Source organism: Rhizobium sp. CC1099, from assembly GCF_029714385.1.
Lineage (GTDB): Bacteria > Pseudomonadota > Alphaproteobacteria > Rhizobiales > Rhizobiaceae > Rhizobium.
This window is the reverse complement of the sequence record NZ_CP121641.1, coordinates 3551057-3567347: the sequence shown is the minus strand read 5'-3', so window position 1 is coordinate 3567347 and position 16291 is coordinate 3551057. Positions and strand designations below refer to the sequence as shown.

General features: G+C 59.9%; 9 protein-coding genes. 5 read left to right on the top strand and 4 right to left on the bottom strand.

Going from position 1 to position 16291, the window contains the following annotated elements; genetic code table 11:
* Positions 1-3: 3 nt before the first annotated feature.
* The 4 genes from fdhF to QA644_RS17785 all read left to right on the top strand — a co-directional run bounded on the left by fdhF (position 4) and on the right by QA644_RS17785 (position 5695).
* Positions 4-2883 (top strand): formate dehydrogenase subunit alpha, encoded by a 2880-nt coding sequence (gene fdhF, locus QA644_RS17800; RefSeq protein WP_239596646.1) that lies wholly within the window; start codon positions 4-6, stop codon positions 2881-2883.
* Positions 2883-3710, top strand: coding sequence for a formate dehydrogenase accessory sulfurtransferase FdhD (gene fdhD, locus QA644_RS17795; RefSeq protein ID WP_283069792.1), 828 nt, complete (start codon positions 2883-2885; stop codon positions 3708-3710). The genes fdhF and fdhD overlap by 1 nt, the downstream gene beginning before the upstream one ends.
* A complete protein-coding gene (locus QA644_RS17790; protein ID WP_074069886.1) occupies positions 3700-3945 on the top strand; it encodes a formate dehydrogenase subunit delta in 246 nt (81 codons plus the stop codon). Before fdhD ends, QA644_RS17790 begins: the two co-directional genes overlap by 11 nt.
* A 91-nt stretch (positions 3946-4036) precedes the next feature.
* Positions 4037-5695, top strand: a complete 1659-nt coding sequence (locus QA644_RS17785; RefSeq protein WP_239596649.1) for an OFA family MFS transporter — start codon at positions 4037-4039, stop codon at positions 5693-5695.
* Positions 5696-5808: 113 nt separating this feature from the next.
* Here QA644_RS17785 and QA644_RS17780 read toward each other — a convergent pair whose 3' ends face one another.
* The 3 genes from QA644_RS17780 to rocF all read right to left on the bottom strand — a co-directional run bounded on the left by QA644_RS17780 (position 5809) and on the right by rocF (position 8661).
* On the bottom strand, positions 5809-6285 hold the full coding sequence (locus QA644_RS17780; protein ID WP_027511677.1) for a chemotaxis protein CheW: 477 nt from the start codon (positions 6283-6285) through the stop codon (positions 5809-5811).
* 228 nt (positions 6286-6513) lie between these two features.
* Positions 6514-7713 carry an ornithine--oxo-acid transaminase gene (gene rocD, locus QA644_RS17775; RefSeq protein WP_074069883.1) on the bottom strand — a complete coding sequence of 400 codons (1200 nt, stop codon included), beginning with the start codon at positions 7711-7713 and terminating at the stop codon, positions 6514-6516.
* A gap of 12 nt (positions 7714-7725) precedes the next feature.
* Entirely contained in the window at positions 7726-8661 is a 936-nt protein-coding gene (gene rocF, locus QA644_RS17770) for an arginase (protein WP_194728356.1), read from the bottom strand.
* A 132-nt stretch (positions 8662-8793) separates the two neighbouring features.
* Here rocF and QA644_RS17765 point away from each other — a divergent pair, with 132 nt between their 5' ends.
* Entirely contained in the window at positions 8794-9222 is a 429-nt protein-coding gene (locus QA644_RS17765) for an Lrp/AsnC family transcriptional regulator (protein WP_074069881.1), read from the top strand.
* On the opposite strand, the gene QA644_RS17760 is transcribed toward QA644_RS17765, so the two are convergent.
* Positions 9219-16286, bottom strand: a complete 7068-nt coding sequence (locus QA644_RS17760) for a translocation/assembly module TamB domain-containing protein (RefSeq protein WP_283069785.1) — start codon at positions 16284-16286, stop codon at positions 9219-9221. The genes QA644_RS17765 and QA644_RS17760 overlap by 4 nt on opposite strands.
* Positions 16287-16291: the final 5 nt, after the last annotated feature.

The window sequence follows — 16291 nt, the reverse complement described above, 5'->3', positions numbered from 1 at the left end:
TCCATGTCTCTCGTTCACGAAATCGACTACGGCACCCCAGCTTCGAAATCCGAAACAAGCGTGACGCTGACCATCGATGGCCGTCAGATCAGCGTGCCGGAGGGTACGTCCGTCATGCGCGCCTCGATGGAGGCCGGAATTCAAGTGCCGAAGCTTTGTTCGACCGATATGGTCGACGCCTTTGGTTCCTGCCGCCTCTGTCTCGTGGAGATCGAAGGCCGTAATGGGACGCCCGCATCCTGCACGACGCCGGTTGCAGCGGGCATGGTGGTCCATACGCAGACCGGACGCCTCAAGGATATTCGCCGCGGGGTGATGGAGCTCTACATTTCCGATCACCCGCTCGACTGTCTGACGTGTGCTGCCAACGGCGATTGCGAGTTGCAGGATATGGCAGGCGCCGTCGGCTTGCGCGACGTTCGCTACGGTTATGAAGGCGACAATCACGTCAAGGCACGCAACAACGGCGACAACAATCTCAAATGGATGCCGAAGGACGAGTCGAACCCGTATTTCACGTATGATCCGTCAAAGTGCATTGTCTGCTCCCGCTGCGTGCGTGCCTGCGAGGAAGTGCAGGGAACCTTTGCGCTGACGATCGAGGGCCGCGGTTTCGGCTCGCGCGTTTCGCCGGGCATGCACGAGCACTTCATCGATTCCGAATGCGTTTCATGCGGTGCCTGCGTGCAGGCCTGCCCGACGGCGACGCTGACCGAAAAATCGGTCATCCAAATCGGCCAGCCGGAACATTCGGTGGTGACCACCTGTGCTTATTGCGGCGTCGGCTGCTCGTTCAAGGCGGAGATGCGCGGTGAGGAGCTGGTGCGCATGGTGCCGTGGAAGGACGGCCAGGCCAACCGCGGACATTCCTGCGTCAAGGGGCGTTTTGCCTATGGCTACTCGGCGCATAAGGACCGGATCCTCAATCCGATGATCCGCGAGAAGGTCACCGACCCTTGGCGTGAAGTGACCTGGGACGAGGCTTTTGCGCACGTGGCGTCGGAATTCCGCCGCATCCAGTATCAGTATGGCCGCGATTCGATCGGCGGCATAACGTCGTCGCGTTGCACGAACGAGGAGACGTTCCTCGTTCAGAAACTCGTGCGCGCGGGCTTCGGCAACAACAATGTCGATACCTGCGCTCGCGTCTGCCATTCGCCGACGGGCTATGGCCTTGGCCAGGCCTTCGGCACCTCTGCCGGTACCCAGAATTTCGACAGTGTCGAGGATTCGGATGTCGTCATCGTCATTGGTGCCAATCCGACGGACGGCCATCCGGTCTTTGCCTCGCGACTGAAAAAACGGCTGCGTCAGGGCGCCAAGCTGATCGTCATCGACCCGCGGCGCATCGATCTCGTCAAAACACCGCATGTCGAGGCCGCCTATCACCTGCCCCTGAAGCCTGGCACAAATGTCGCCGTCATGACGTCGCTGGCGCATGTGATCGTGACCGAAGGGCTCTATGACGAAGCCTTCATTCGCGAGCGCTGCGATTGGTCTGAATTCGAAGATTGGGCGGCTTTCGTCTCGGAGCCCTATCACAGCCCGGAAGAGACCGAGAAGTTCACCGGCGTTCCGGCGCAATCCGTACGTGGCGCAGCGCGCCTTTATGCGCGCGGCGGAAACGGGGCGATCTACTACGGCCTCGGCGTCACCGAGCACAGCCAGGGTTCCACGACCGTTATGGCGATCGCAAACCTGGCGATGGCGACCGGCAATATCGGCCGTCCGGGCGTCGGCGTTAACCCGCTGCGCGGCCAGAACAATGTGCAGGGCTCCTGCGACATGGGTTCCTTCCCGCACGAGCTGCCGGGTTACCGCCATATCTCGGACGATGCGACGCGCGATATCTTCGAAAAGCTGTGGGGCGTCAAACTCAACAACGAACCCGGACTTCGCATCCCGAACATGCTGGACGCCGCCGTGGATGGCACGTTCAAGGGTTTGTATGTCCAAGGCGAGGACATTCTCCAATCCGATCCGGATACGAAGCATGTGGCGGCCGGTCTTGCTGCAATGGAATGTGTCGTGGTTCAGGATCTCTTCCTGAACGAGACGGCAAACTACGCGCATGTCTTCCTGCCGGGCTCGACCTTCCTGGAAAAGGACGGCACTTTTACCAATGCCGAGCGTCGTATCAACCGCGTGCGCAAGGTCATGACGCCCCGCAACGGTTATGGCGATTGGGAGGTGACGCAGAAGCTGGCACAAGCCATGGGGCTCAGCTGGAATTACCAGCATCCGTCCGAGATCATGGATGAGATCGCGGCAACGACACCGAGCTTCGCGCTGGTTTCATACGACTACCTGGAAAAGATGGGATCGGTTCAGTGGCCCTGCAACGAAAAGTCCCCGCAAGGTTCGCCGATCATGCATGTGAACGGCTTTGTTCGCGGCAAGGGCAAGTTCATCCGGACGGAATATGTCGCGACTGACGAACGGACCGGACCGCGCTTCCCGCTTCTGCTGACGACCGGCCGTATCCTCAGCCAGTATAATGTCGGCGCCCAGACGCGGCGCACCGACAACGTCGTCTGGCATACCGAGGACCGGCTGGAAATCCATGCGCATGATGCCGAAATGCGCGGTATTCGCGATGGCGACTGGGTGAAGCTTGCCAGCCGCTCCGGCGATACGTCGCTGCGGGCGCTGATTACCGATCGCGTCGCACCCGGTGTCGTCTACACGACCTTCCATCATCCGAACACGCAGGCAAACGTCATCACCACCGATTTTTCCGACTGGGCGACGAACTGCCCGGAATACAAGGTGACGGCGGTACAGGTCTCGCCATCGAACGGCCCTTCACAGTGGCAGACCGAATATGACGAGCAGGCACGCCAAAGCCGTCGCATTGCCGGCAAGCTGGAAGCGGCCGAATAATGGAAAGGCGGGCGGCGCGCATTTCCGTCAAACGCATCGCCCGAAAGGGCGGGGTCGTGATGCCGGGTGAGCGCGTCGTGCCGGAGGAGATACCGGTTGCCTTTTCCTACGGCGGCACGGCGCATGCGGTAATGATGGCGACGCCGGAGGACATAGAAGACTTTGCGATCGGATTCAGCCTGACGGAAGGCATAATCCAGGACGCGGGCCAGATCTCCGCAATCGAAATCGTCGATGAGCCGCAGGGTATCGATGTCCAGGTAACGCTGACAGACGATGTCGCCGACGCGTTGCGTGCGCGCCGACGCAGCATGGCTGGACCGGTTGGTTGCGGGCTTTGCGGCATCGAATCGATCGATCAGGCTGTCCGTCCGGTGCCCGATGTTTCCTCTGCGGATCTCAAGCTGGCGCATGGCGACATCGTTCGAGCCGTCTCGCTCCTTAATGCCGCGCAGCCGCTTCACAGGGAAACACGTGCGGTCCACGGAGCGGGCTTCTACATTCCTGGTAAAGGCTTGCTCGCCGTTCGCGAGGATGTCGGCAGGCACAATGCACTCGACAAGCTCTGTGGAGCTGTCATTGGCACCGGAACGACCGGCTCAAAGGGGGCTGTAGCCGTCACGAGTCGGCTGTCGGTCGAGATGGTGCAGAAAGCCGCGATCCTGGGAAGCTCTGTCCTCATCGCGATTTCTGCGCCGACGGCTCTTGCCATCCGAACTGCCGAGCAAGCCGGCATGACGCTCGTTGCGCTTGTGCGCGGCGATGACTTCGAGATTTTCACCCACCCGCACCGTATTTTGCCTGAAAGCATTGCCGATGTCGCATGATCCGCATTCAAAGCTCGTCTACATGGCCAACCAAATTGCGACCTTTTTCAAGAGCCAGCCTGAGAGCGAGGCAGCTCAAGGTGTTGCGACGCATATCAACAAATTCTGGGAGCCGCGCATGCGGCGGCAATTGTTTGAAATTCTCGAAAGGGACGACAACCGCTTGAACGCGCTCGTCATTCAAGCCGCACCTCTGATCCGCAGGCCCGAACCGGCCGAATCAATCCGGAAATAAATATCGATTTCACGCTGGAGGGGGCACAGGCATTTCGCCTGCTCAAGCATGAATTATTGCAAGAAAAGTCTTTAATCAGGAGGAATTATTCATGACTGCAGCGGACACAGATACCACAGGTGATTTAGCCGAACTTGGCCTGCTTGATCGGGAGAGGATCATTGCTAAGCCGGGTTTCAATCGCTGGCTTGTGCCGCCGGCAGCGCTCGCCATACATCTTTGCATCGGCATGGCTTACGGCTTCAGCGTCTTCTGGCTGCCGCTTTCGAAATCGCTCGGGATCACGGCATCGACGGCATGCCCCGATCTGACGCTCGCGTCCGCGCTGTTCACGACGATATGTGATTGGCGTGTCGCCGACCTCGGCTGGATCTATACCCTCTTCTTCGTTCTGCTCGGTTGCTCCGCCGCCATCTGGGGCGGCTGGCTGGAGCGTTCCGGACCGCGCAAAGCGGGCTTTGTATCCGCTTGCTGCTGGTGCGGCGGCATTCTCGTTGCTGCCTTGGGCGTGATGACGCATCAGCTGTGGCTGATGTGGCTCGGCGCCGGCGTCATCGGCGGCATCGGTCTCGGCCTCGGGTACATTTCGCCGGTGTCGACGCTCATTAAGTGGTTTCCGGACCGCCGCGGCATGGCGACGGGCATGGCCATCATGGGGTTTGGCGGCGGGGCGATGATCGGCGCACCGCTCGCCAACCTTCTGATGAACTATTTCAAGACCGACACCTCGGTTGGCGTCTGGCAAACCTTCATCGTTATGGCGATCATCTATTTCGGCTTCATGATGGGCGGTGCGTTCGGTTATCGCATTCCACCCGCCGGCTGGCGTCCGGAAGGCTGGACCGCCCCTGCAGCCAAGAGCGCGATGATCACCACCAAGCACGTTCACCTGCGCGATGCGCACAGGACGAAGCAGTTCTGGCTGATCTGGGCGGTGCTCTGCCTCAACGTGTCGGCAGGTATCGGCGTTATCGGCATGGCCTCGCCGATGTTGCAGGAAATCTTTGCTGGTTCGCTGATCGGTTTGCCGGATGTTGGCTTTGCGCAGCTTGACGCGGCGCAGAAAGCATCCATCGCCACGATCGCTGCCGGGTTCGCCGGACTTCTGTCCCTCTTCAACATTGGCGGCCGCTTCTTCTGGGCCTCGCTCTCCGACAGAATCGGCCGCAAGAACACCTATTATTGCTTTTTCATCCTCGGTATCGCGCTTTATGCACTTGCGCCAACCTTTGCGGGCATGGGCAACAAGGCGCTCTTCGTCCTCGCCTTCGCCATCATACTCTCGATGTACGGCGGCGGTTTCTCGACAATTCCAGCCTATCTTGCCGATATTTTCGGCACGCAATTCGTCGGCGCTATCCACGGCCGCCTACTGACAGCGTGGGCAACCGCCGGCATCGTTGGTCCTGTGGTCGTGAACTATATTCGCGAAGCGCAGATAGCAGCCGGTGTTGCGCCGGGACCGGCTCTCTACACAGGGACCATGTATATCCTGGCTGGCATGCTGGCGCTGGGTCTGATTGCCAACGCCCTCGTCCGGCCGCTTGCTAGCAAGTGGTTCATGTCCGATGAGGAGGTCGCAGCACTTCAGGCGAAATCCGCAGCCGCAAGCATAGGCCCGACCGGCTCGTTCGGTATCGGCAAAGGCGGCTTCGACGCGAAGGCTCTGCTTGCCTGGGCCGTCGTCGGCATCCCGCTGCTTTGGGGCGTATGGGTCACGCTGAAGGCAACCTTTGCGCTGTTCGGTTGATTTTGACCATTCTCGAAAATCAAGGCACGCGCGTCGGCGCGTGTTTTTTAATGATGCGCCACCATGAAAAAAGCCGCCTTGCGGCGGCTTCTCCGGAAATCATGCTTCGGTGGCTACGCTGCCAGTTCGTCGGTTTCGTTTTCCTTGAACATCTTGGCAAGGTTCAGGAAGCAGATCATGCCGTTCTCCGAGGCGATGACCCCTTCGCAGTAAGCGCGATCGAAGGATGCCGTCACTTCCGGTACGGGCTGAACCTGGCTGGAGGCAATCGTCAGAATGTCGGAGACGCGGTCGACAAGCATGCCGATGACCATGCTGTGCACTTCGGCGACAACGATGGCGCTTCGCTCATTGGCGACGGTGCTCTTCATGCCGAGCTTATAGGCGAGATCGATGATCGGGATAACTGAGCCGCGAAGGTTCATGACGCCGATGACATCGGCGGGCGCATGCGGGATCGGCGTCGAGGGCGCCCAGCCGCGGATTTCGCGGATGGTGGTCGTCTTTACGCAGAACTCCTGATCATGCAGGCGGAATGCGATGATTTCGAGAGTGTCGCCGCTGAAGTTATTTGAGTTGATCGTCGTCATTAGAAAGTCTTCCCAAGCCCGGCAGAAGCGGCTGCGCCACCATTGGCGCGAACACCCCGTGCCTTCACACCACGCGACGCCCTCGCAATGATCTTCGAGGCCTCGTTACGGTTATCCGGGACATTACCGGAAGAGTGTTGCACAAATCTAAATTGTCACAGGAGACCACAAGGTTTTTGGGTTCATTCGCCGTCTTGCATCAACAATAGAAACGAGAAGGTGCTTGCCTTATGCGATCGTCTTCTCGATCTCAGAGATCGCCCATTCCACCTGTTCCTTGGTGATGACGAGCGGCGGCGCCAGGCGGATCGTATTTTCATGCGTATCCTTTGCCAGCAGGCCCCGTTCCTTGAGATTATAGCAGTACTGCCGCGCGCCGCCTGCTTCCGGCTCCAGCTCGATCGCCATCATCAGGCCGCGGCCGCGCACGTCCTTGACGATGTTGGAGCGGATCGACCTCAGGCCGTCGAGGAAGTATGCACCCATCTTCTCGGCATTTTCGATCATGCCTTCCTCAGTGAGCACCTTCAGCGCCGCGCGGGCGACGGCGCAAGCAAGAGGGTTGCCTCCAAACGTCGAGCCATGCTGGCCGGGTTTCAGCACGCCGAGAACTTCCGAGTTGGAAAGGACGGCCGATACCGGATAGAAACCACCGGAAAGCGCCTTGCCGATCAGCGTCACGTCGGCTTCAATGCCCTCATGCTCCTCCGCCAGGAATTTGCCCGTCCGGCCGAGACCTGTCTGGATCTCGTCGAGGATCAGCGTGACGTTGTTGGCGGTGCACAACTCACGGACACGCTTGAAATATCCCTCAGGCGGGATGATGACACCGGCTTCGCCCTGGATCGGCTCGATGAGGGCGGCAACGGTGTTCTCGTTGATGGTGGCGGCGAAGGCTTCCGCATCGCCGAAGGGAACCATGCGAAAGCCTGGCGTATAGGGGCCGAAGCCGGCACGTGCGTCCGGATCGGTGGAAAAGCTGACGATAGTGAGCGTCCGGCCATGGAAGTTATCGGCGCAGACGATGATCTCCGCCTTTCCTTCCGGAACGCCCTTTACTTCATAGCCCCATTTGCGAACCGCCTTGATGGCCGTCTCAACGGCTTCGGCGCCGGAGTTCATCGGCAGGATCTTGTGAGAGCCGGTGAGCGTGGCCAGCTCCTCATAGAGATGTGCGAGCTGGTCGTTGCGGAATGCGCGCGAGGTAAGAGTGAGCTTTCCGGCCTGTTCGACCATCGCCGCCAGGATCTTCGGATGGCAGTGTCCCTGATTGACCGCCGAATAGGCGGAAAGGCAATCTAGATACCGCTTGCCGTCCGTATCCCAGACGTACACCCCTTCGCCGCGGGTCAGGACGACGTCGAGCGGCTTGTAGTTATGCGCACCAAGCTGGTGTTCGGTGGCGATCAGATCTGCGGATGTGCTCATGGCTGCTTCCCCTTATGCGGCGCGTGTCGGACGATCGAAGATGCGGCGGCCGAAGAGGCTTGCCGTCAGTTCCACGAGAACGCGGGCACTCTTGCCGCGATCGTCCAGAAACGGGTTGAGCTCGACGAGATCAAGCGACGAAACGAGCCCGCTGTCGGAAAGCATTTCCATGACGAGGTGCGCTTCGCGAAATGTCGCGCCGCCCGGGACGGTGGTGCCGACGCCAGGTGCGATATCCGGGTCGAGGAAATCGACATCGAGGCTTACATGCAGAAGGCCGTTCGCTTTTTCGATTGTGCTGACGATATGGCGCATGGTGGCTGCGATGCCCTGCTCATCGATCGAGCGCATGTCGAAGACGTTGACGCCGTGCTTTTGGATTTCCACGCGTTCGGACGGATCGACGGAGCGGATGCCAACCTGGAACACATTGCGCGGGTCAACGAGGGGCCGGTCCTTAGGCAGGATTTCGGCGACCTCAGCCTGACCGCTGAAGAAAGCGACGGGCATGCCGTGCATATTGCCGGAAGGCGACGTCGCCGGCGAATTGAAGTCGGAATGGGCGTCGAGCCAGAGCACGAAGAGCGGGCGGTCTTTTTCGGCCGCGTAACGTGCCATGCCGGAGACGCTGCCCATCGACAGGCTGTGGTCGCCGCCGAGAATCAGCGGAAAGCGTCCGGCCGCAGCGGCCTCGTAGGTGCTGGCTTCGAGCGCACGCGTATAGGCGCCAATGAGACGCAGATTGTGCGCCTTCGGATGGTTCGGAAGGTCACGTGCCGGAACGACGTGGATGTCGCCTTCATCGCGCACATCATGGCCGAGGTCTATCAGTGTCTGGTCCACACCGGCAATGCGTAGCGCTGCCGGCCCCATCGCCGCCCCGCGCCGGCCCGAGCCTTCCTCTACCGGAACACCAATGAGTGTGACTGATCGAGATTGAACTTCCATTCTGGGCGCTCCGGATTCGAAATTGGATTAGCGCATATTCGGATATCGACGTGACGGCAAAAAGATGGAAAAGTGTCAGAAATGAAATCCGATTATGCACTTTGCTAAGTGTGTTTCGACAAAGTGATCGCCATGGACGACCTTGATCAAGAACTTCTAAGCGCGCTTCGCCATAATGCTAGAACGCCGGTATCCTCTCTCGCCGCGATGACTGGCGCGTCGCGCGCGACCGTTGCCGCCCGTATCGACCGGCTTGTTGCAAGCGGCACCATTGCCGCTTTTACCATCCGGACCGGCCATGAAACGCGCGCCGCCGGCGTTCGTGCCATCGTCATGATCGAGGTACTCGGCAAGCTCGCCGACCGAGTAGCCGATCAGTTGCGCGGTCTCCCGCAGGTACGCGCGCTGCATAGCACCAACGGCAAATGGGATTTCGTCGCGGAGCTTGAGGATCGCGATCTCGTCTCCTTCGATGAGACGCTCCGCCGTATCCGGCTCATCAACGGCATCAATTCGACTGAAACCAGTATCCTGCTGAAAACCCGGAAGTCCGGATTCTAGTATTCATGTTCGTAGACGATGCCGGCTTCGCCGGCGCCATTTCCACCCGCAGCACCACGTAATTTCACGCCACGCCCGACATCGAGATTGATGACTGCCTTGGCGCCTGCTTCGCCGCCTTGCTGCAACTCGAAATAGGTGCGCTCGTTCAGATAGCGGCCGACGCTGACACTTGTCTGCCCCTTCTCGTCGGTGCTGATGTTGAGGTCGTCGACACCAAGTTGGTTGCGGAGCCCCTCGAAAAGCGAGGTCGAACGTCCACCCGCCAGCTGGCTCACCGCATCGGCGAGCTGCGCGATCTGGACCGGCGAGAGCTTCGACATCGATTGGCCGAATATGAGCTGCGCCAGCACTTCATCCTGCGGCAAGGTCGGCGAGGACGAGAAGGTGATCGAGGGATCTGTCGCAAGTCCCGTGACATCGACGGTGAGCGTCGTCGTTCCCGAAGTGGAGCTCGCTTCCATATCGAGCGCCGGCGTCAAGTCGCCAGCAAACGTAATGCGGCTCTTGTCGGTGAAGTTCAGGCGGCGATTAAGCATGGTCAAGCGTCCGCGACGCATGGTGAAGCCGCCGGAAACGACGGGCGTTGCCGCCGTTCCTCTGATCGTGACACTGCCTCCAAGTTCCGAATCGATGCCGCGGCCGCGGACGAAGATTTTCGACGGCGCGCTAATCTGCAGGTCGAGCGCGAGCGTCGTTGATTTCTCGCCGGCCTTCTGCGCGTTTTCGTCGCGCAGCTGGGCACGCACCGCAGGTGGTGCATTCACGTGCTTAATGTTGATTTCGCGCAGTGAAGTCGGCAGCTTGTCCGGCACGGTGATCGATGCTTTTTCGACGTTCAACCTGCCGCTCAGCACCGGGTTGGTGAGAAGCGGACCCCGCAGACCGAGATTGCCATCGACCGTCGCGACGACAAGCGTTCCGTCAACATAGACTGCCCTGTCCAGCCTAACCTCGATGTTTACCGGATAGCCGCTGCCCGGCCGGATCCCGACCGTACCGCTCGCCGTAACGCTGCCGCCGCTCGCGAAATTGCCGCTTAGGCGGGAAATGGTGGCCTGCTCGCCATTCATGGTGATGTTGGCGACGACATTGTCGAGCGCAAGGTTCCTGCGGACATCGACCAGCTTGGCGCCGCTGGTCGCGATAGACCCGTTGATGACGGGGCCGGCGGCCGTGCCGGTGATACGGAGGTCTATGTCGGCGGTACCGTCCGCGACAAAGCCCTGTTGCGCCAACTGTGCAGCCAAGATGGCAAAGGGGAGGTTGCCGCGGAATTGCAGGTTGAGGGCCCGACTGCCGGTGATCGCAACGGTGCCGCCACCCTTCATCGAAAGGCCGCTGTCGCCGGTAAGGTCGGTATCGATGGTGAGTGTGTTATCGGCGAGCTCGCCGTTCGCGGTGATTGCGAAAGGCGAGAGCCCGGCGCCTTTGGTTTGGCTGGTCGCCGCATTCTTCCAGTTGAGCTTGAAATCAACCTTCGGAGCGGAAAGCGGCCCCGAAACCGATGCGGTTCCGGAGATCGTTCCTTCGGCGGCGAGGCCCGGTACGAAACCGTTTGCCACGCTCGCCGGAAGATTGGAGATATTGGCGTCCACCTTGAGGCTCTTGACGACTGTGCCCTCTATCATGACATTGCCGCCGGCTTTCAGCGTGACGTTGTCAGCGCCGTTCATGTTAGCATCGAAGTCGAGCCTGTTGTTCGCAAGCTTGCCGGTCGCGTTCACCGCGAGCTGGGACAGTCCTGCCTTCTTGGTGTGGCTGGTTGCCGCGTTCTTCCAGTTGAGTTTGAAATCGGCTGTCGGGGAAGCAAGGCTTCCCTCAGCCACAACCGTGCCAGAAAGGACACCTTCTGCCGCAAGGCCTGGCACGAAATTGTTGGCGATGCCTGCCGGTAGATCGGCAATGTCGGCGTCCACCTTCAGGCTCTCGACTGTCTTGCCGGCAATTGCGACATTGCCGATAGCTTTCAACGAAGCTCCGTCAGCACCGCTCGCATTCGCGTCGAAATCGAGCTTGTTGTCGGCAAACTTTCCGGTCGCGCTGAGGTTCAGCGACGACAGCTTGGCGCCCTTCGTCTGACTTGTCGCCAAGTCCTTCCAATCGAGTCTGAAATCAACGGCAGGTGAGGAGAGCGTCCCAGAGGCTGTCACCGTTCCCGAAACGGTACCCCCGGCAGCCAGGCCCGGGACGAAGCCGTTTGCGATGCTTGCTGGAACGTTGGTGACGTTCGCGTCAATCTCCAAGCTCTGAATAGTCTTTTCAGCAACAACGACCTTACCCGCCGCTTTCAAAGCCACGCCATCGGCGGCATTCGCACTTGTATCGAAGTCGAGCTTGTTATCGGCAAATTTGCCAGTGGCGCTCAGCCCGAGCGCTTTCAATCCGGCACCCTTGGTCTGGCTCGTGGCTGCGTCTTTCCAGTCGAGGTCGAAATCGACGGCCGGCGCAGTCGGCGTTCCCGATGCCTTGGCAGTTCCAGAGATCGTGCCCTCCGCGGCAAGTCCGGGCACGAAGCTGTTTGCAATGTTTGCCGGGACATTGTTGAGATTGGCATTCACGTCGAGACTTTGGACCGCCGTGCCGGCGATAACAATGCTCCCGTCCGCGCTCAGTCCCGTGTTGGCTGCCCCGGTCAGATCTGCATCGAAGTCGAGCTTGTTATCTGCGAGTTTGCCGGTGGCGCTCAGGCCGAACGGAGCAAGCTTTGCCTGTTTCGTCTGGCTCGTGGCTGCGTCTTTCCAGTCGAGATCGAAATCGACGGCCGGCGCAGTCGGCGTTCCCGATGCCTTGGCAGTTCCAGAGATCGTTCCTTCGGCAGCAAGTCCGGGCACGAAGCTATTTGCAATGTTTGCCGGGACATTGTTGAGATTGGCATTGACGTCGAGGTTTTGGACCGCCGTGCCGGCAATCACGACATTGCCGTTTGCCTTGAGACCCATTTCGGCTGGGCCCGATAGGTTCGTATCGAAGTCGAGCTTGTTATCGGCAAATTTGCCAGTGGCGCTCAGCCCGAGCGCTTTCAATCCGGCACCCTTGGTCTGGCTCGTGGCTGCGTCTTTCCAGTCGAGGTCGAAATCGACGGCCGGCGCAGCAAGTGTTCCCGATGCCTTGGCAGTTCCGGAGATCGTGCCCTCCGCGGCAAGTACGGGCACGAAGCTGTTTGCAATGCTTGCCGGGACATTGTTGAGATTGGCATTCACGTCGAGACTTTGGACCGCCGTGCCGGCGATAACAATATTCCCGTCCGCGCTCAGTCCCGTGTTGGCTGCCCCGGTCAGATCTGCATCGAAGTCGAGCTTGTTATCTGCGAGTTTGCCGGTGGCGCTCAGGCCGAACGGAGCAAGCTTTGCCTGTTTCGTCTGGCTCGTGGCTGCGTCTTTCCAGTCGAGGTCGAAATCGACGGCCGGCGCAGTCGGCGTTCCCGATGCCTTGGCAGTTCCAGAGATCGTTCCTTCGGCGGCAAGTACGGGCACGAAGCTGTTTGCAATGCTTGCCGGGACATTGTTGAGATTGGCATTCACGTCGAGACTTTGGACCGCCGTGCCGGCGATAACAATGCTCCCGTCCGCGCTCAGTCCCGTGTTGGCTGCCCCGGTCAGATCTGCATCGAAGTCGAGCTTGTTATCTGCGAGTTTGCCGGTGGCGCTCAGGCCGAACGGAGCAAGCTTTGCCTGTTTCGTCTGGCTCGTGGCTGCGTCTTTCCAGTCGAGATCGAAATCGACGGCCGGCGCAGTCGGCGTTCCCGATGCCTTGGCAGTTCCAGAGATCGTTCCTTCGGCAACAAGTCCGGGCACGAAGCTATTTGCAATGTTTGCCGGGACATTGTTGAGATTGGCATTGACGTCGAGGTTTTGGACCGCCGTGCCGGCAATCACGACATTGCCGTTTGCCTTGAGACCCATTTCGGCTGGGCCCGATAGGTTCGTATCGAAGTCGAGCTTGTTATCGGCAAATTTGCCAGTGGCGCTCAGCCCGAGCGCTTTCAATCCGGCACCCTTGGTCTGGCTTGTGGCTGCGTCCTTCCAATCAAGATCGAAATCGACGGCCGGTGCGGAGAGCCTCCCAGAAGCGGATACGGTCCCGGTTATCGCGCCTTCGGCGGCAAGATCCGGAACGAAGCCGTTGGCGATGCGCGCCGGAAGGTTGACGACATCGGCATCGATTTTCAGGCTTTGTCCGTCCGTTCCGGCCACAACAACATTTCCGCGGGATTTCAAGGACAGTCCCTCGGAACCATCGACACTTGCGTCGAAGTCGAGCTTGTTATCGGCGAATTTTCCGGTCGCGGCGACGCCGAACGGCGCAAGATGCGCGCTCTTGGTGTGGCTAGTTGCGGCATTCTTCCAGTCGAGCTTGAAATCCGCAATCGGCGTCGCCGGCGTTCCCTTGACCGATACCGTGCCGGAGATGGCACCTTCGGCATTCAGCTTGGGAACGAAACCGTTGGCGAGGCTTGCGGGCAGGTCGCTGATGACCGCATTGATGTCGAGCGTCTCGCCCGCCGAGCCGGTCACCGCCACGGAACCGCTTCCGGTCTTGACCGTGAGGCCGCTCAACGCGGCCTGGCCGTTCGCAATCGCGATTTCGGCGGGTTGGGAGAGCTCAACCGGAATGTTGCGTGGTTTGCCTGAAAATCGATCGAGCCGGATCGTCGTCGCGCCTGCTTTTGTTTCAAGATCGCCTTCGGCAAGCACCGGATTATCGTCGTAGGCAGCGTTAAGATCGAACTTCGTGCGGTTCTGTTGCTGCACGAAGTTCAGCACCGGTTCAGCGAGCTTGTTGGCGCCTGCCGACATCTCGCCGGCCTTGACGATGCCGTTGGCGGAAAGGGCTTTGAGATCGGTGACGGTGATAGCGATGTCCGGTCTCACGATCGAAAACGTGTCGCGCTGCAAGCCATTTCCTGCGGCCGTCACCTTTAGCGCGATCTTGCCATTGTCGTTGGCGATGTCGAGCGCACCCTTGAGATCGCCTTGGGCTCTCTGCCCGCCGAGTGCGGCTAGCAGGCCGATGTCCGGAAAATCGAAGGTGAGCGCTCCGGTCGGCTCGAAGCGTGAAGACAGTTGGACATTGCCTCGCAGCCGGTTGCTGCCGACGTCCGCACTGAAAGACGGAACGTTGATGACGCCGCCTTTGAACTGTGCGTCGGCAACGATGGAAATCGGTTGGCCGTCGATCGTGACCTTGGCATTGATGGTACCTTGCGGTGCGTCAGGATCAGCCGCGCCGGAAATGTTGACGTCCAGGTCACCAAGCGTGCGGCCAGCGGTGCGAAGAGTTGCGGCCTTCAGATTTGCCTTTATCGCCAGGGCTGTCAGCGGGCCGCTAGCATTGACCGTATAGCTCGCCTCGCCTTCGGCAGTTTCCAGAAGCTTCCTTACATCCGGCAGCCGCCCGGAAAGGCTGGCGGTGAGGCTTTCGCCGTCAAGCACCACGGAGCCGGCAGTTTCGATCGTTCCGGATTTGACGACGAGATCCGAGAGGTTGATCTTGGACGGAATGGTTCCGGCGATCTGTGTATCGATCGAGATCGGCGTATCGAAGCGCGATGCGATAGCAGGCGGCAGTGCCGCGGGTTGAACTGTAAGCTTCGCATTTCCCGTCAGCGTGTTGTCGGTAAGCTTGTAGGTGCCGTTGACGGTGCCGCTTGCATTGGCGCTTTCAAATGTCGTCCCGTTGAAGCCTACGCCATCGGCGGAGATTTGGAGCGGCGCGGCAAGCGTTACAGGACCTCGTACTGCCCGATTGACATCCGGGTTCAGGAACGTCGTATCACCGGCAACCATGCGCAATTGAACGGCACCGGAACGCTTGGCCAGGTTGAAAGCGTCGCTCTTTGCCGTCAGCTTTACGTTGCCGATCGTCGCCTGAGGCAATGTTGCGGCATCGAGCGAAGCACTGGCGTTCAGCCGTGCCGATTGCGCATCGCCCGTGAGGGCGAGGTTTAGACCGGTCACCATGAAACGGGCTTCGCCATCGGCAAGCGGCCAACGAAAATCGACGGGGCCTGACGTACCGAGCACGTTGACGTTCAGGCTGTTGTTTCCCGCCCGATCCAGGGCGCCGGATGCCGCAATGACGACGCTGCCGGTTGCTATGTTGCCGGTCTGGATGTCGAGTTTGCCTCTATCGTTGAAGGTGGCGGAGACATCGATGTTCGTCTGGCCGGAAAACAATGGCCGGAAGGCCGGCGGCAGAAGGGTGCTCAGATCGCCGCCGCCCTTGAGATCAAGATGGTGCAGGCCGTCCTGTGTGAGCGCATGATGTCCTTTGATCGAAGCGCGTTGCTGACCGTCCAGGGCGGCTTGAAGCCTGCCGTTCCAATCCGAAACCGGCCCTTCGCCATCGACGACGATATCGACTGAAGGGTCGCCCGGCAGCGATAGGAAAGCTGCAACCAGCCCCCCCTTCGGTTCAGATAGCTGCGCCTTCAGCCGCAACTGGTTCTGATCGGGCATGAACGCCAAATCAGCCGAGAGCTTGGCGTCCGGCACATCGTGACGGCTGATATTGATTACGGCATTCCCGCCATTCTGGTCGGCCTGCAGATTGCCGCGCGCCGTTAAAGTAAACGCGCGTCCCGCGAATTTCTCGCTCAGATTGATGTCCGAGATGGCGATCCTGTCGACATCGATCTTGATCGGCAGGCTGAATCCCTCGTCCTCACCGCTTGCTGGTGGTGAGGGAATGGTACGCACCGGCTTTCGGATAATATTGACCGAGCCGAGGGAGAGTTCGCTTGCGTGGAATGCGCCGCGGAGCAGCGCCAGCGGGTTCCAGTCTATCGAGAGACCGGTTATCTGCGCGAATACCCCGCGCGTATCTGAGATCGTTATCTCCGCAGCGCGTAATCCGCCGGTCAGCAGGCCGCTTGGCTCGCGGACCGCAATTTTCATGTCGCGGTTCGAAAGGGCTTCCGCGACTTCCTCCGTGACAATGCGCGAGCCGAACGAGGTGAAGCCGAAGATCGCAATGGCTATCGCGGCAAGGATCAGTGCAGCACCGGTCGCAAAGCCGATCACACGGATGGTCCAACTCACGAATTTCGTCAGCGCTTGCATGAAGG